Here is a 15,712-nt window from a genome sequence, read left to right on the forward strand (position 1 = left end):
CGCCCTTCGCCTCGTGCTGATCGAAACAATCCGCTCTTGGGATCCAAACTTGACACGTGTAAAGTTTTCTTCCATGGACAACATCAGGGGCAGGACAGTCGCCATCACCGGAGCCGCCCGCGGTATCGGACACGCCACCGCACGCGCTCTCCTCAACCGCGGCGCACGGGTCGTCATCGGTGATCGCGACGTCGCGGTCCTCGAGTCGGCGGTCACCGGACTGGCCCGATACGGCCAGGTCACCGGCTACCCCCTCGACGTCACCGACCGCGAGTCGTTCGAGATGTTCCTCGACAAGGCCCGCGCCGACGGCGACGGCCACATCGACGTCCTGATCAACAACGCCGGCGTCATGCCCGTCGGCCCGTTCCTCGAACAGTCCGAACAGTCGATCCGCTCCTCGATCGAGGTCAATTTCTACGGCGTGCTCACCGGCTGCCAACTCGTGCTGCCCGAGATGGTGCGCCGCCGGCGCGGGCACGTCGTCAACATCGCCTCGATGGCGGGCATGGTCGCGGTACCCGGGCAGGTCGTCTACGCCGGCACGAAGTTCGCCGTCGTGGGGCTGTCCACCGCGATGGCCGACGAGTTCGCTCCCCAAGGCGTCGAGGTCACGTGCATCCTGCCGACGTTCACCAACACGGAGCTGATCTCGGGCACCAAGAACACCGGCGCTCAGAAGCCCGTCGAACCCGAGGACATCGCCGCGGCCATCGTGAAGTCCCTCGACAAGCCCAAGACCCACGTGTCGGTCCCCGGCCCGCTGCGCTTCGTCGGCGCCGTCACCTCGATGCTCGGACCGCGCGGCCGGCGCTGGCTGTCCAAGCAGATGGGCAACGACCACGTGTTCCTGCAGTTCGACACCGCGGCGCGCAAGGCCTACGAGGATCGCGCCCAGGCGGCGGTCGGCGTGCTGGAGAAGCCCGGCGAGAGTTGACCCGCACGCTCTAGAACAACGGCTCGGTCACGTAGACATCAAGCGGGCGCACCAGCAACTCCGAGTCCACCGGCGTGAACCGGAAGAACGAGTAGTCGATCGCGCACGTCGGACGGCACGTCTCGATACTGAACTGGCCCAACATGTCTGGCGACCACGGCAGCCGTGCGCGATGGGCACGGCGCTGTTCGATCTCCCGGAGGAACGGCTCCCAGACCAGAGCCTGAAGCAGGTCGCGCCAGCCGCCGGCCAGCGGGTAGACGGTGTCGGCGAGCAGGTACCCGTGGAACACCTGCTCCTCGTCGAGATCCGGCGCGCTGCCGACGTCGGCGATCTGCAGGTACCAACTCGCGGCGTCGGCGATCACGTCGCCGTGCACCATGCGGCTCAGCGTCATGACCACGCCCAACTCCGAGCGCGCCTCGTCCTCGGATTCGTACACGCGGGGTATCTCGATGGTGTCGGGTGCCCCGGCGACCCCCCGCGGCACACCTCTCAGGTAGTACAGGAGGCGATCGGAGCCCGACATGGGACGAGGGTACGTCCGGGCCCCGACAAGGCTGGGCCAGCGGTCAGCTCGCGCGGTGCGCCTCGAACTCGTCGAGCCGGGCGAACAACTCCTCGACGGACAGTGCCACGTCGCCTCCCCCGTCCTCACCGGATCCGACCAGGATGACGTGCGGCTCGTCGGGGTCGGTCAACCAGATGCGCGTGACCGGCTCGACGGACTCGTCGACGTCGTCGGACTCGTCGACCGCCGAGGGCGGGTAGTACCAGGTGACGAACTCGTCGGTCGAGAAGTCGGTGTCGAATTCCCATCCGCGCGGGATGATCTCGTCGGCGATGCGGCCCACGCCCTTGATGTCGGCGTGGACGTCGGCGGGCAGCCAGGCCTCGTTTCGCGCACCGAGACGCTTCTTGCGCCGAGCCTTCTTGGCCGCACTCGAACGCGACACCTAGCTCAGCGCCTGATCCAGATCGGCGACGAGATCCTCGGTGCCCTCGAGCCCGATGGACACCCGCACCACCGCGTCCCCAAGTCCGATCGCCGCCCGGCCCTCCGGGCCCATGGCGCGGTGCGTCGTCGTGGCCGGATGGGTGATCAGCGACTTGGCGTCACCCAGATTGTTGGAGATGTCGATGACCCGCAACTGGTCGAGCACGTCGAACGCACTCTGCTTGGTGCCTCCGGCCAATTCGAAGGTGACCACGGTGCCACCGCCACGCATCTGACGCTTGGCAAGGTCGTACTGCGGGTGGCTCTCCAGGAACGGGTACTTCACCCAGCTGACCGCCGAGTGACCCTCGAGGAACTCGGCGACGCGTTGCGCCGAGGCGTTGGAGTAGTTCACCCGGACCGCCAGCGTCTCGAGGCCCTTGAGCATGGTCCACGCGTTGAAGGCGCTGATCGCCGGTCCGGTGTGGCGCATCAGCTTCTGCACCGGACCGTCGATGAATTCCTCGTCGCCCAGGATCGCGCCGCCCAGGACGCGGCCCTGCCCGTCGATGTGCTTGGTGCCGGAGTAGACGACGACGTCAGCCCCCAGGGGCATGCCCTGCTGCAGCAGCGGGGTGGCGAAGACGTTGTCCAGCACCACCTTTGCGCCGGCGGCGTGGGCGAGGTCGCATACCGCGGCGATGTCGACCAGCGACTGCATCGGATTGGACGGGGTCTCGAAGAAGACCGCCTGCGTGGGTACCGAGAGCGCCTGCTCCCACTGCGCGAGGTCCTCGCCGTCGACGAAGACGACTTCGACGCCCCAGCGCGGCAGGATCTCGCTGCACACCACGAAGCACGAACCAAACAGGCTGCGGGCGGCGACCAGACGGTCACCCGCCCCGAGCAGGGCACCTAGCGCGGTGAACACCGCGGCCATGCCCGTGGCGGTCGCGAAGGCAGCGGGTGCGCCCTCGATCAACCGCAAGCGCTCCTCGAACATCGAGATCGTCGGGTTGCCGTAGCGGGAGTAGACGTAGCGGTCGATCTCGCCGGTGAAGGCCTTCTCCGCGTCGCCGGCCGAGGCGTAGACGTAGCCCGAGGTGAGATACAGGGCCTCGGAGGTCTCCTCGAACTCCGACCGCAGCAGACCGCCACGCACGCCGATGGTGGCCTGACTGACGCCTTCGGGCAACGGTTTCGGGATGCGAACGCTCGGCACCGGTTCGGTCATGACTGCCTCCACGGCAGGCCGACGGCCTTCCAGCCACTCGCACCGCGGTGACCCGCCTCGTCGAGGTTGCCCTCGAAGCCGTCGAGCACGTTGTAGGACGGCGTCATGCCCGCACCGGTCGCGGCCTCGGCCGCACCGATGGAACGGTTGCCCGAGCGGCACAGGAAGACGACGGGACGCTCACCCGGGGTGACCCCCGCGGAGACCAGATCGTCGACGAAGCGGTCGTTGTGCGAACCGTCGGAGTGGTTCCACTCGACGTAGAGCACCTCGCGCTGCAACGACGAGACGTCGGGCACGCCCACGAAACGCCATTCCGCCTCGGTTCGACAGTCGACCAGGACGGCGTCGGGGTGCTCCGCCAACAGCTTCCAGGCCTCTTCAGGGGTGATGTCTCCCGCATAGCTCACGACCGCGAGTGTCCCACAGCCGGCTGGGGCCGCCCTAGCTTGGGCAGACCTTCCAAGCCCCGTCCTCCTGGACGAATGCGACCTGCGCCGGTGTCTTCACGTCGGCGGTCTTGTCGAAGTGATAGGTGACGGTCGCCGAGGCGCGACCACCGTCCACGGTGATGTCGGTGACGTCGTCGAGATAGCGCTCGCCGTTCTTGGCCACCGAATCGCGTTGGCGGGCCAGGAAGTCGGCCTCGGCTCCCTGCGCGGCGCGGCAGGTGAACGTTTGGAACTTCCCGAAGTCCTGCCGCTGCAACGCGTCGTTCTGGCCCACGGCCGCCTTCGCCACCTGGTCCCCCGGTGTCGTGGTGTCGGACCCGAACACGTTGAACAGGACTATTCCGATCAGAACGAGCGCGAACACGGCGAATCCACCGAGGAACGGCGCGATGCTCGGTCGGTCGGAGTCGGGTTCCGGCTCGCTCACGACCCGAGCCCGTGTACGACGGTCGACACGCGATGCGCCCGGTCGCGGGCCCGGACGACGTCGGGCGCCGTCGCGATCGCGACCGACGCCGACCCGAGCAGTCGAACATCGCTCTCCGGCACGTCGAGGGCTTCGGTGAGATTGCCGACGGACACGTCGCGGCGAGCGCCGACCTCCGCGGCGGCCGGGGAGATCATGATGGTGTCCAGCGACAGCCCGAGGATCGCCCTGGCGTGCAGTTCGTACTGCGAAAGACGTTGCGAGCGAAGGGTTAGCAGGCCTACCTCGCAGAGCTGCGCGTCGACCGTGGCGAAGTACACCTCGTCGCCACGCACCAGCAGTTCGACCGCGAACACCCCTCGGCCGCCCAGCGAGTGCACGATGCGGGCTGCGATCGACCTGGCCGCGTCGAGGGCGGCGAGCGACAACCGCTGCGGCTGCCAGATCTCCAGCGGCCCCCCGGTGGCCCGCGCGTCCCGCGCACTCGATTCCCCGGGTCGCTTCGCTCCTGCCCGCCGGAACCCGATCGGCTCGCAGAATTGCACCGCCGGACCGGACGGCTCGGTGGAGCGCACGGTCAGCAGGGTGATCTCCTCGTCGACCTCCACGACGGTCTCGGCCATCACCCGGTTCTGCGGCGTCGGCAGCGCGGCGGCCGCGCGGCGCCACGCCGCCTCCACGTCGTCGTCGCGGGTGAGCACCGACTGCCCGTCGGAGACCGCGCCGAACAACGGCGTCACCACCAGCGGGAAGCCCGCGTGGTCGGCGACGGCGGCCAGTTCCTCGGCCGAGGATGCGAACCAGAACGGCACCGTCGGAAGGCCGAGTTCGTCACCGGCCAGCTTGCGCAACCCCTCGCGGTCGGCGCCCAGACGCGTCGCACGAGGGGTCGGGAACACCTCCACCGAGTCGCGTTCGGCCGCGGCGATGAGCGCCGCGGGCGAGACCTCGGGGGACACCGCGACGACGTAGTCGGGCCGGTGGTCGTCCAACAGTGCGTTCATCGACTCGGCGTCGGCGCATTCGGCGACGCGCACGACCGCGACACCGAGGCGTTCGAAGGCCAGAGCCAGCTCGGGACCGGTGTCACCGCCGCCAAGCAGCAGGACCGTCGTGGTGGGTCGATCGGTGCTTTCACTCATCGCCACACCACCCTGCCAGACGCTCAGCCGAGGCGAATGTCGACGTAGCACCACCGCCACTCCTCGCCCGGCTCGACCGAGCGCATGACGGGGTGTTGGGTCTCGTGGAAGTGGCGGTTGGCGTGCTTGTGCGGGCTGGAGTCACAACACCCGACGTGCCCGCACGTCAGGCACATCCGTAGGTGCGCCCAGGTACTCTCACCGAGTTCTTCGCATTCCTGGCACCTGCCGGGCGTGTGGGGTTCCGGCTCGGCCGCGTCGACGGCCTCGGCCAAGTGCTCGCACGTCGAGGGGGCCGGCGGGGAATTCACGTCGCGCTGTCGCGTTCTCCTCCGCATGCCGTCAACAATAGGGCGGCCCCGGTCGGTTGATGGACGGAAGGGTTGGCAGCGTGGGTGGAGCCTCATTGCTCGCGGTGCTCGTGGCGTCGGTGGTGCTCGCCGGGATCGCGCGCCGGTACGACGTCTCGGGTCCGTTGGCGCTGGTCGTGGCCGGGCTGCTGGCCGGACTGATCCCCGGCGTGCACGGTATCGAGCTGGAACCAGACCTGGTGCTGTTCGTCATCCTGCCGCCGCTGCTGTGGTCGGCGGGCCTGGAGAGCAGCTACGTCGCGATGCGCAAGAACACCCGCAGAATCGGCCTGCTGGCCGTCGGGCTGCCCCTGGTGACCACGTTCGCCGTCGGCATCGTCGCCTATCACACGGTGCCCGAGCTGACCCTGGCCGCGGCGCTGACCCTCGGTGCCATCGTCGCCCCACCGGACGCGGTGTCCGCCACGGCAATCGGCCGGCGGCTCGGCCTGCCCCGGCAGATCATGACGTTGCTCGGCGGCGAGAGCCTGCTGAACGACGCCACGGCTCTGACTGCCTACAAGGTCGCCCTCGCCGCGGCGATCGGCACCGCCTCGAGTTGGGGTACGCCGGTGTTCACCTTCGCCCTCGCCGCGGTCGGCGGCACCGTCATCGGGTGGGTGACGGGTTCGCTGATCGTCTACGTCCGGGGGTGGCTCGGCGACTCCCTGGTGGAGAGCGCGCTCGGTCTGGTGGCGCCGTTCTTCATCTACCTGCTCGCCGAGGAGGTGCACGGCTCGGGCGTCATCGCCGTCGTGGTGGCCGCGCTGATCCTGGGTCAGCGCTCGACGAAGGCCAGCTACGCCACGCGCCTGCAAGACACCGCGGTGTGGAAGACGCTGCAGTTCGTCCTGGAGTCGTTCGCCTTCCTCCTGATCGGGTTGCAGCTGCCGACTGTCGTCGCCGAGCTCAAGGGCATCTCCGCCCAGGTGCTGGCGATCGCATCGGCGGCGGTGCTGGCGACGGTGATCGGGGTGCGCATCGTCTGGGTGTTCCTCATGGCCTACGTCCCCCGAAGGCTGTCGCGCCGCATCGCCGAGAACGAGGAGGCCCCCACCAAGTCGCAGGTCTTCATCGTCGCCTGGGCCGGGATGCGCGGGGTGGTGTCACTCGCCGCGGCGTTCGCCGTCCCCGTCACCACCCTGTCGGGGGAGGAGTTCCCGGGGCGGCCGCAACTGGTGTTCCTGACCTTCGTGGTCGTGGTCGGCACGCTGCTGCTGCACGGTCTGACCCTGCCCTGGATCATCAAGGTGCTCGACGTTCCCGGCGACGACGCCCACCAGGACGCCCTCGCCGAGGCCGCCGCCCAGACCAAGGCGGCCCAGGCCGCCGCCGACCGGCTCGACCAGATCATGGCCAATCAGCGCCTCGACACCGACGTCCCCGAACGCGCCGCCACCATCCTGCGCCACTGGAACGATCGTCGCAGCAACGCGGCGTGGGAACAGCTGGGCCGCAGCGACGACGAGATTGGCGAAGGCCCCGCGGCCGCGTTCCGCCGGTTGCGTCTGGAGATGCTGCGCGCCGAGCGGGCAACGTTCATCGCCGAGCGCGACGCCGGCCGGATCGACGACGAGGTACTCCGGTCGGTGCTCAGGGGCCTCGACCTCGAAGAGGCGACGCTCGACCGCGATTGACAACCGTCGGTACCGTCGAAGTCATGACCACATCGGCTCCCTCGTTGCCACCGGTGCACATGCGCCGCAACGCCTTCGACCCCACCCCCGAGCTCAGCGAGATCCGGCGCGTGGTCGGCGTCGAACGGGTGGTCAACGCGCTCGGGATGCCGGTGTACCTCGTCACCCGGCACGACGACGTCAAGCGGGTGCTCTCCGACCACGACTGCTTCTCCAACTCGCGGCCACCGGGTTTCGTCGTCCCCGGCGCCCCCGTGTTGTCCGAGGAGGAGTTGGCCAGCAGCCGGGCGGGCAACCTGCTGGGCCTCGACCCTCCGGAACACCAGCGGCTGCGCCGCATGCTGACCCCGGAGTTCACCATCCGCCGCATCAAGCGCCTCGAGCCCAGGATCACCGACATCGTCACCGAGCACCTCGACGCCATGGAGGCCGCAGGATCGCCGGCGGACCTGGTCGAGAACTTCGCCCTGCCCATCCCGTCGCTGGTCATCTGCGAGCTGCTCGGCGTGCCGTACGAGGACCGCGCCGACTTCCAGGCCCGCTCGGTACGTCAGCTCGACCTGTCGCTGCCGATGCCCGAGCGCCTCGAGATGCAACGCCAGGGCCGCGCCTACATGCAGTCGCTGGTGACGCGCGCCCGCAGCCACCCCGGGGAGGACATCCTCGGCATGCTGATCCGCGAACACGGTGACGAGTTGAGCGACGACGAGCTCATCGGCGTCGCCGGACTGCTGCTGCTCGCCGGCCACGAGACGACCTCGAACATGCTCGGATTGGGCACGCTCGCGCTGCTGCGCAACCCCGACCAGTTGGCCGCCGTGCGCGACGATCCCGACGCCGTCGGGCCGGCCGTCGAGGAACTGCTGCGGTGGCTCTCGATCGTGCAAACCTCGATTCCCCGGGTGTCGACGCGCGAGGTCGAGGTGTCAGGGGTGACCATTCCCGCGGGACAACTGGTGTTCGCCTCGCTGCCGTCGGCCAATCGGGATCCCGAGTTCACCGACGACCCCGACACCTTCGACATCCGACGCGGCGCCGCCGGGCACCTGGCCTTCGGCCACGGGGTGCACCACTGCCTCGGCGCACCGCTGGCGAGGATGGAGATGCGGATCGCCTGGCCGGCCCTGTTCCGCCGCTTCCCGCGCCTCGCGCTCGCCGAGGACTTCGACGACGTCGCGTTCCGGTCGTTCCACTTCATCTACGGCCTGCGGTCGCTGGCCGTCGGCTTCTAGGGGGTCATCACGTGAGACTCGAAGCCGATCGCGACGCCTGCGTCTCGTCGGGCAACTGCGTGATGATCTCCGAGGCGCTGTTCGACCAGGACGACGACGGCGTGGTGATGCTGCTCGCCGAGGACGTGCCCGAGGCCGAGGAGGGCCACGCGCGCGAGGCGGTCGACGTCTGCCCGGCCCAGGCGCTACGCCTGGCGTGAGGCTCGCGGTCGTGGGTCGTCGCGGTGCAGGTCGATCACGCCGGCGCGGGAGAGCGCCAGCAGGCTGACCACCAACACCCACGCCGGGAACGCCAGCGCGAACCACATGCTGACGTCGCTGGCGACGAGGACGACGACCGCCACGCCGTAGGTGCCGAACACCAGCCAGCGCGGCATCAACCGCGTCTTCAGCCAGATCGTGGCCAGGGAGAACATGAAGACCCCCGCCATCCGCAGCGCATAGGTGTTGCTCAACGTCACGAGCAGCGCCTGCCCGAAGGCCACCACCGCGTCCTGCACGGCCGGCTCGGAACCAAACCGGCGGGTGGCCACCAGACCGGCGCCGACGGCCGAGGCCGCGAACATCATTGCGAGGAACAGCAACCCGCTGCCCAGGAACACCGACGAGAAGAACCTGTCCTCGAACCTGCCGATGCCGTCGCGCACCACGCCGATGAACCACAGGAAGGAGATGCCCGCGAACGGCATCAGGAGCGCCGCCACCTTGAGCTTGCCCTCGGCGCCGTCGGCCCACTGCGACCCTCGGGCGCCGCCGTTGGGCAGCGCAATCCTGATGAGCGTCAACGACGTTGCGAACAACACGGCGAACAGAACCCCCGCCGCTCCCGCGGCGCGCGGCGTCGACAAGCGGTTCGGCATCGAGGCGCGGCGTTCGGTCACCGGGTCATGGTGACACGTGGACCGCGCTTTGGGTCAGGGTTGGCCGGGGAGCAACCGGCTCATCAAACCGTTGGCCTCGGCGCACAGCGTGCCGTCGGGCTGCCGCAGTTCGGCGTTGACGAACGCCTTGCGGCCGTCGGTCTCCCGGATCCAGCCACGCGCGGTCAGCGTGGTGTCGATGGGTGTGACGTTGCGGTAGTCGACGTGTAGGAAGGCGGTGCGGCTGATGGGGCGGCCCGCCGCGTGGATGACCATCCCGAAGATCGAGTCGAACAGCAGCGGCAGCACTCCGCCGTGCACCGCGGAGTTGCCCCCCACGTGGAAGCGACTGAACCGGACGGTCAGGTCCACGCCGTCGGATGCCATGCCGGTGATCGTGTACGGCGCCATCAGCAGGCTGCCCGCCCCCGGCAGCGCGGGCACCCGGTTGGCCGGGCCGACGCCCTCGGGTGCCTCGAACGGGGCGAGCAGATCGATCAGCGCGTCCACCCTCGCGGCCGCATCGGTCCAGGTGTCGCCGTCCGGGTCGGCCGAGACGGCGAGATCCTGCAGTCGCCGCATCGAGCCCAGGAAGTGCCCGAACCCCGGACCGGGGTCGACGGGTTCCAGGAGCGGGAAGCCGCCGTGGCGGTCGTAGTCACCGTCTGCGGACTCGCTCACTCCAGCCCTCTGCTCTTCGCACAAGCGCTCATCGCTACGCCAGGATGTCCCGGCGCACGATCGTCTGCTCGCGGCCGGGGCCGACGCCGATGCACGAAACATGGGCTCCGGCAAGCTCTTCGAGACGCATCACGTAGTCGCGTGCCTTGGCGGGCAGCTCCTCGAAGGTGCGACAGGCGCTGATGTCCTCCCACCACCCGGGCAGTTCTTCGTACACCGGCTGGGCGATGGCGATGTCGCGCTGGGTCATCGGCATCTCGTCGGTGCGCTTGCCGTCGACGGTGTAGCCGACGCACACCGGCACCGTCTCCAGGCTCGACAGCACGTCGAGCTTGGTCAGGAAGTAGTCGGTGATGCCGTTGACGCGCGTGGCGTAGCGGGCGATGACGGCGTCGAACCAGCCACACCGACGCGCCCGGCCGGTGGTGACGCCGACCTCGCCGCCGGTCTTCGACAAGTAGGCGCCGAACTCGTCGAACAGCTCGGTCGGGAACGGGCCCGAGCCGACGCGCGTGGTGTACGCCTTGAGGATTCCGAGCACCGCCGTGATCTTGGTGGGCCCGATGCCGGAGCCGACGGACGCCCCGCCCGCGGTCGGATTCGACGACGTGACGAAGGGATACGTGCCGTGGTCGACGTCGAGCAGGGTGCCTTGAGAGCCCTCCAGCAGGACCGTCTCACCGCCTTCGAGCGCCTCGTTCAGCAGCAGCCGGGCGTCGGCGATGCGGTGCTTGAAGCCCTCGGCCTGCTCGAGGAGCGCGTCGCGCACCTCGTGCGGGTCCAACGCCTTGCGGTTGTAGATCTTGACGAGCACCTGGTTCTTGAATTCCAGTGCGGCGTCGATCTTCTGGGTCAGCGACTCCGGGTCGAGCACGTCGGCGACACGGATGCCGATGCGGGCGATCTTGTCCTGATAGCAGGGTCCGATGCCGCGGCCGGTGGTGCCGATCTTCTTGCTGCCCATGTACCGCTCGGTCACCTTGTCGATGGCCACGTGATACGGCATCAGCAGGTGTGCGTCGGCGGAGATCAGCAGCCGCGAGGTGTCGACGTCGCGATCCTCGAGCCCCTTGAGTTCGGTCAGCAGCACACCGGGGTCGACCACCACGCCGTTGCCGATGACGTTGGTGACACCGGGGGTCAGGATGCCCGACGGGATGAGATGGAGGGCGAAGTTCTCACCGTTGGGGAGGACGACGGTGTGCCCGGCGTTGTTCCCCCCTTGGTAACGAACAACCCATTGGACGCGGCCACCGAGCAGATCGGTGGCCTTTCCCTTGCCCTCGTCGCCCCACTGGGCGCCGATGAGGACGATTGCCGGCATCGCGTTTCTCCCGCTCATCTGCCTCTAATACTGTGACAGCCGGTGACATACCCTATCCGACCTGATGCCCAGCAGGTGAATCCCGACCTCCTCGTCCTCCGCTTCGGCGGTCGACGAGCACCGCGTTCGCTGGCCGCACTGCCCGTCGTCGATGTCAGCGCCGCGGCCGACGTGGACGCCGCGCTCGACGCCCGCCGGCTGATCGTGCTGGGCGAACACCGCGACCTCGCGGTCGTGCTGGCCAGGCTCTTGCGCGCGGACCGCCTCGACGTCGAGGTGGCGCACGTGCGGCGCTGGCGGGCCCGTCGCGCACGCACCGGGACGGCGCGACGGGTGCCGTTGATCCGCGACGAGACAGGGGCGGTGCTCACCCGCACCGGCCTCTGGCTGCCGCCCGACGACGGTGCGCGGACCCTCACCGGTGAGGCCGTCGTCGACGACACGCTGCTGTTCGACGGCGAGGTGGCAGGGGTGCGGATCGAACCGACGGACGACCTGCCCGGGTTACGGGCCCGGGTGCTGACCGGAGGGCTGCGACCGCGGCGCTGGGTGACCGGGCGAGCCGCGCAGTTGGGCACCACCGGGGTGACGGTGGTCCGTGACGGCGTGCATGCACCACGGCCGGCGCGCCGGTCGACGTTCTACCGGCACACCACGGGCTGGTTGGCCGTTCGGTGACGTAGTTTCGTGGGGTGAGCAACGTCCGTCCACTGCGCCAATCCGTGCGGCCCAGCCCGGTCTTCCTGGCCATCGTGGCGATCACCGCCGTCGGTGGCGTGCTCGCCTGGCTGGCCGAGTTCGACGCGACACCGCTGGCCTACGCCGGCGTGTTCGTCTTCGTGGTGTTCGGCTGGCTGGTCTCGCTGTGCCTGCACGAGTTCGGCCACGCCTACACCGCCTGGCGGTATGGCGACCACGACGTCGAGGTCCGCGGCTACCTGACGCTCAACCCGCTGAAGTACTCCAATCCGCTTCTCTCACTGGGTATTCCGGTGCTGTTCATCGCGCTGGGCGGCATCGGGCTGCCCGGTGGCGCGGTGTACGTCCGGACGTGGTCGATGACCAAGCGGCAGCGCACCACCGTCAGCCTGGCCGGCCCGTTCGCCAACGTCGTCCTGGCGATCGTGCTGCTGACCGTGACACGGCTGTTCTTCGATCCCGAACACGCGGTGTTCTGGGGCGGGGTGGCGTTCCTCGGCTTCCTGCAGGTCACGGCCGTGCTGCTCAACCTGCTCCCCATCCCCGGCCTCGACGGCTACGGCGCGCTGGAGCCGCACCTCAAGCACGAGACCCAGCGTCAGCTGGCACCGGTCAAGCAGTGGGGTTTCCTCATCCTGTTCGTGCTCCTGATGGCCCCCATGCTGAACCAGTGGTTCTTCGGGCTGGTGACGTGGTTCTTCGAACTCTCGGGGATTCCGGGCACGCTGTGGCAGGTAGGGGCATCGGTGACGCGGTTCTGGTCCGCCTGGTTCTGATCGACCGCCGATGAGCCCCAGTCGGTGGCCGCTGGCGGTGCGCGCGGCGACGAGCACCGCCGTCCCCATCCTCATCGGATCGGCCGTGGGCAACGTCGGGGCCGGCCTGATCGCCACCCTCGGCGCGTTCACCGCCCGCTTCGGCGGTGACCGGCCCTACCTCAACCGGGGCGTGCAGCTGGCGACGGTGTCGGTGGCCTTGGCGTCGGCGGTCGCGGTGGGATCGTGGTCGGCGCGGGTGGAATGGCTCGGTGTCGCCGTCGTCTCGGCGGTGGCGGTCGCGGCCGTGTGGTTGTGCAACGCGCTCGCGGTCGGCCCGCCGGGGGCCTACGTGTTCGCGCTGGCCTGCGCGGCTGGCGTCGGGGTGTCGGCGTCGGGGTTGGCGCCATGGCAGCTGGGACTGCTGGTGCTCGGAGGCGGTGCGATCGCCTGGCTGGTGCAGATGCTGGGGGCGCTGCGCGGACGGCGCCACCCGGAGCGGGTCGCCGTCGCCGCAGCCGGCGCCGCCGTGGCCGACTACCTCGACGCGGTGGGGTCGGCCCGCGAGACGGTCGCCCGACACCGCGCGGCGGTGGCCCTGCACGCGGCGTGGAACACCCTGATCAGCTTCCAGCCGACTACCCGCTCCGACGGCACGCTGCAGCAGTTGCGGGCCGCCAACCACGCCCTGCACGTGCTGTTCGCCGACGCGATGTCGGCATCGGTGGTCGGCGACGGCCCACCGGCGGGTGCCGCCGGCACCGCCCGCCACCTCGCCGACCTGACCGTGGACCCCGCCACGGTGTCGGCCCGCGATACCGGTCGGGCACCGCTCGGGCGTGCCCCGGCCGGCACCCTGCTGCGGCGCGCGCTGCGCCCCGGTTCGCACGTCCGCCACGTCATGGTCCGGGTCGCGATCGCCGCGCCACTGGCGGGCGCGGCGGCGGTGCTGCTCGGCATCGGGCACGCCTACTGGGCAATCGCCGCGGCGGTACTGATCCTGCACCAGGGGTCAGATCGCAGCCGCACGCTGCGGCGGGGGGCCGACCGGCTGATCGGCACCTGGGTGGGGCTGATCCTGGCCGCCGGCATCCTGTGGCTGCACCCCCAGGGCTGGTGGCTGGCAGCGATCGTGGCCGCCCTGCAGCTGATGATCGAGATGCTCGTGGTCCGGCACTACGGGTTGGCCTCGGTGTTCATCACCGCCGCGGCCCTGACCATCGCGACCGGCAGCCATCGCGTCGACGTCGTCGACCTGCTGCTGGCCCGCGGCAGTGACACGCTCATCGGATGCGCGGTCGGGGTGGCGGTGTTCCTCGCGGTCAGCCGCCTCCAGGAGGCCGACAGGCTGGTCGACGCGATGGCCGACGTGGTGGACGCCGTCGCCGCGACCGTGCCGCACCTTGCCGACGACACGGCGACCTTGGCCGCTCGCGCCGCCCGGCGGGACCTGCAGCTCGCCGCCGTCGACCTGCGCGAGGCCGTCGACGCCGCCGCGGCCGGCCCGACCCGGCGGCGTGCCGGGGGTGAGCGGCTACGGCCTGCCACGGAAGCCGCGGAGCACCTCGCCTACCGCGCGATCGCGGCATGCTGGGAGGCCGACGTCCGGACCGCAGGGCCGGTGCTCGGCGTCGGCGACGCCGAGTCGCTGGCCCGACGGTTGCGCGAGCTGGCGGTCGCGATGCGTGGCGGGACCTTCGTGGCCTCGGACGTCACCGCGTTGACCGAGGCGCTACACCGCTAGGCGAGACCCAGTTCGCCGCGGGCCGACCGATCACAGTCGTCGAGGAGATCCAGGCACCGCTGATACTCGTCGGTCTCACCGATGGCGTCGGCGGCGTGGGCAAGGGCGGCCACGCAGCGCAGGAAGCCGCGGTTGGGTTCGTGCGAGAACGGCACCGGGCCGAACCCCTTCCACCCGTTGCGCCGCAACTGGTCCAGTCCGCGGTGATATCCGGTGCGCGCATAGGCGTAGGCGGTCACCGCCTTGTCGTCGTCGAGGGCATCCTCGGCGAGCGTCGCCCACGCGACCGAAGCCGACGGATGCGCGGCGGCGACGATGGCCGGGTTCTCCCCGGCCGCCAGTTCCGCCTCCGCTTCGGTGTCGCCTGGAAGCCGGACCGGGTCAGGCCCCAGCAGATCGCCCATGTGAGTCATGCGCTTATTGTGCCGTGCGGATCCCACGCCGACGCCCTCAGGCTTCGCCGACCGCGAGGCGGATAGGATTCGGCATAGTCACGAGGGAGGACTGAAGCGCCCATGTCGAACCCATCGGGGACGAACGAGAACGACGAACGTCGCAACGAACCTGGTGCAGACGACGGCCACTCGCCCGAGACCGAGATCATCGATCCGGCCGCGTTGGCCGGCGCCGCCGAGGTCGAGTCCCCAGAACGCAGATTCACCGCACCGTCGGGCATGGACGCGGGCAAGACCCAGATCATCCACACCGCACCCGAGCCGGCCACCGAGATCTTCGCGATGCAGCGGGAGCACTCCGACGCCGCGGAGGCCGGGGCCTTCACCGCGCCGATCCCGCACGCGGGAGGTGCTGCGCCGCAAGTGATTCCCGGTCGCGGTGAGCAAGCCAAGACGCCGCGGAGCCGACGCAGCTGGGGCTGGGTGATCGCGGTGGTGCTCGTCATCGCCGCGCTGGTCGCCGTCGCCATCCTGGGGACCGTGCTGCTGTCCCGCGACGATTCCTCGGCGGTGTCGCAGGAGGACATGGTGCGCACCACGATCCAGAACTTCGACACCGCGATCCAGAAGGGCGACCTCTCGACGCTGCGCACCATCACGTGCGGCGAGACCGCCGACAGCTACATCAGGTACGACGACGACCAGTGGCGGGACATCCACTCCCGGGTCGCCGCGGCACGTCAGTACCCGATCGTGGCCAGCATCGACCAGGTCGTCGTCCACGATTCGCACGCCGAGGCCAACGTGACCTCGTTCATGGCGTTCGACCCCTCCACCCGCTCGACGCGGAGCTTCGATCTCGAGCTCCGCGACGAGCAGTGGAAGATCTGCCAAGCGCCGCAGTAA

19 protein-coding genes are annotated in these 15,712 nt (G+C 69.7%); 8 read left to right on the top strand and 11 right to left on the bottom strand.

What is annotated here, in order from left to right; genetic code table 11:
* The first annotated feature begins 73 nt into the window (after window positions 1-73).
* On the top strand, window positions 74-937 hold the full coding sequence (locus ABZ195_RS15060; protein ID WP_355218963.1) for an SDR family oxidoreductase: 864 nt from the start codon (window positions 74-76) through the stop codon (window positions 935-937).
* A gap of 10 nt (window positions 938-947) precedes the next feature.
* On the opposite strand, the gene ABZ195_RS15065 is transcribed toward ABZ195_RS15060, so the two are convergent.
* The 7 genes from ABZ195_RS15065 to ABZ195_RS15095 are packed head-to-tail and all read right to left on the bottom strand — an operon-like array spanning window position 948 to window position 5,467.
* Window positions 948-1,466, bottom strand: coding sequence for a hypothetical protein (locus tag ABZ195_RS15065; protein ID WP_355218964.1), 519 nt, complete (start codon window positions 1,464-1,466; stop codon window positions 948-950).
* A 43-nt stretch (window positions 1,467-1,509) separates the two neighbouring features.
* Window positions 1,510-1,893, bottom strand: a complete 384-nt coding sequence (locus ABZ195_RS15070; protein WP_355218966.1) for a hypothetical protein — start codon at window positions 1,891-1,893, stop codon at window positions 1,510-1,512.
* A complete protein-coding gene (locus tag ABZ195_RS15075; protein ID WP_355218968.1) occupies window positions 1,894-3,108 on the bottom strand; it encodes an O-succinylhomoserine sulfhydrylase in 1,215 nt (404 codons plus the stop codon).
* On the bottom strand, window positions 3,105-3,518 hold the full coding sequence (locus ABZ195_RS15080) for a rhodanese-like domain-containing protein (RefSeq protein WP_355218970.1): 414 nt from the start codon (window positions 3,516-3,518) through the stop codon (window positions 3,105-3,107). Before ABZ195_RS15080 ends, ABZ195_RS15075 begins: the two co-directional genes overlap by 4 nt.
* 34 nt (window positions 3,519-3,552) lie before the next feature.
* On the bottom strand, window positions 3,553-3,987 hold the full coding sequence (locus ABZ195_RS15085; protein ID WP_355218971.1) for a lumazine-binding protein: 435 nt from the start codon (window positions 3,985-3,987) through the stop codon (window positions 3,553-3,555).
* Window positions 3,984-5,129: an ATP-grasp domain-containing protein gene (locus tag ABZ195_RS15090; RefSeq protein WP_355218972.1), complete on the bottom strand. Its 1,146-nt coding sequence runs from the start codon at window positions 5,127-5,129 to the stop codon at window positions 3,984-3,986. Before ABZ195_RS15090 ends, ABZ195_RS15085 begins: the two co-directional genes overlap by 4 nt.
* A gap of 23 nt (window positions 5,130-5,152) precedes the next feature.
* On the bottom strand, window positions 5,153-5,467 hold the full coding sequence (locus ABZ195_RS15095; protein ID WP_355218974.1) for a UBP-type zinc finger domain-containing protein: 315 nt from the start codon (window positions 5,465-5,467) through the stop codon (window positions 5,153-5,155).
* A gap of 53 nt (window positions 5,468-5,520) precedes the next feature.
* Between ABZ195_RS15095 and ABZ195_RS15100 the strand changes: the two genes are divergently transcribed.
* The 3 genes from ABZ195_RS15100 to ABZ195_RS15110 are packed head-to-tail and all read left to right on the top strand — an operon-like array spanning window position 5,521 to window position 8,548.
* Window positions 5,521-7,116: a Na+/H+ antiporter gene (locus ABZ195_RS15100; RefSeq protein ID WP_355218976.1), complete on the top strand. Its 1,596-nt coding sequence runs from the start codon at window positions 5,521-5,523 to the stop codon at window positions 7,114-7,116.
* Between the two features lie 23 nt (window positions 7,117-7,139).
* A complete protein-coding gene (locus ABZ195_RS15105; protein ID WP_355218978.1) occupies window positions 7,140-8,348 on the top strand; it encodes a cytochrome P450 in 1,209 nt (402 codons plus the stop codon).
* 11 nt (window positions 8,349-8,359) lie between these two features.
* Complete coding sequence (locus tag ABZ195_RS15110) at window positions 8,360-8,548, top strand: ferredoxin (RefSeq protein ID WP_355218980.1); 189 nt, start codon at window positions 8,360-8,362, stop codon at window positions 8,546-8,548.
* On the opposite strand, the gene ABZ195_RS15115 is transcribed toward ABZ195_RS15110, so the two are convergent.
* Genes ABZ195_RS15115 through ABZ195_RS15125 form a run of 3 tightly spaced genes read right to left on the bottom strand, consistent with a single transcriptional unit; the run spans window position 8,534 to window position 11,213 of the window.
* On the bottom strand, window positions 8,534-9,208 hold the full coding sequence (locus tag ABZ195_RS15115) for a hypothetical protein (RefSeq protein ID WP_355219244.1): 675 nt from the start codon (window positions 9,206-9,208) through the stop codon (window positions 8,534-8,536). The genes ABZ195_RS15110 and ABZ195_RS15115 overlap by 15 nt on opposite strands.
* Window positions 9,209-9,262: 54 nt before the next feature.
* Window positions 9,263-9,889, bottom strand: coding sequence for a PaaI family thioesterase (locus tag ABZ195_RS15120; protein WP_355218982.1), 627 nt, complete (start codon window positions 9,887-9,889; stop codon window positions 9,263-9,265).
* Between the two features lie 34 nt (window positions 9,890-9,923).
* A complete protein-coding gene (locus ABZ195_RS15125; protein WP_355219246.1) occupies window positions 9,924-11,213 on the bottom strand; it encodes an adenylosuccinate synthase in 1,290 nt (429 codons plus the stop codon).
* 42 nt (window positions 11,214-11,255) lie between these two features.
* Here ABZ195_RS15125 and ABZ195_RS15130 point away from each other — a divergent pair, with 42 nt between their 5' ends.
* From ABZ195_RS15130 to ABZ195_RS15140, 3 genes are read left to right on the top strand one after another with little or no spacing between them, the layout of a single operon-like run.
* Window positions 11,256-11,891, top strand: coding sequence for a peptidase M50 (locus tag ABZ195_RS15130; protein ID WP_355218984.1), 636 nt, complete (start codon window positions 11,256-11,258; stop codon window positions 11,889-11,891).
* Window positions 11,892-11,905: 14 nt separating this feature from the next.
* On the top strand, window positions 11,906-12,688 hold the full coding sequence (locus ABZ195_RS15135; protein ID WP_355218986.1) for a site-2 protease family protein: 783 nt from the start codon (window positions 11,906-11,908) through the stop codon (window positions 12,686-12,688).
* Window positions 12,689-12,698: 10 nt separating this feature from the next.
* Window positions 12,699-14,411 carry an FUSC family protein gene (locus ABZ195_RS15140; RefSeq protein WP_355218988.1) on the top strand — a complete coding sequence of 571 codons (1,713 nt, stop codon included), beginning with the start codon at window positions 12,699-12,701 and terminating at the stop codon, window positions 14,409-14,411.
* On the opposite strand, the gene ABZ195_RS15145 is transcribed toward ABZ195_RS15140, so the two are convergent.
* Window positions 14,408-14,824: a DUF3151 domain-containing protein gene (locus ABZ195_RS15145; protein WP_355218990.1), complete on the bottom strand. Its 417-nt coding sequence runs from the start codon at window positions 14,822-14,824 to the stop codon at window positions 14,408-14,410. The two genes, ABZ195_RS15140 and ABZ195_RS15145, sit on opposite strands and share 4 nt — an antisense overlap.
* A gap of 102 nt (window positions 14,825-14,926) precedes the next feature.
* On the opposite strand from ABZ195_RS15145, the gene ABZ195_RS15150 reads away from it, so the two are divergent.
* Window positions 14,927-15,712 carry a DUF4878 domain-containing protein gene (locus ABZ195_RS15150; protein WP_355218992.1) on the top strand — a complete coding sequence of 262 codons (786 nt, stop codon included), beginning with the start codon at window positions 14,927-14,929 and terminating at the stop codon, window positions 15,710-15,712.

It is taken from the genome of Mycobacterium sp. NPDC006124 (assembly GCF_040614235.1).
Classification (GTDB): domain Bacteria; phylum Actinomycetota; class Actinomycetes; order Mycobacteriales; family Mycobacteriaceae; genus Mycobacterium.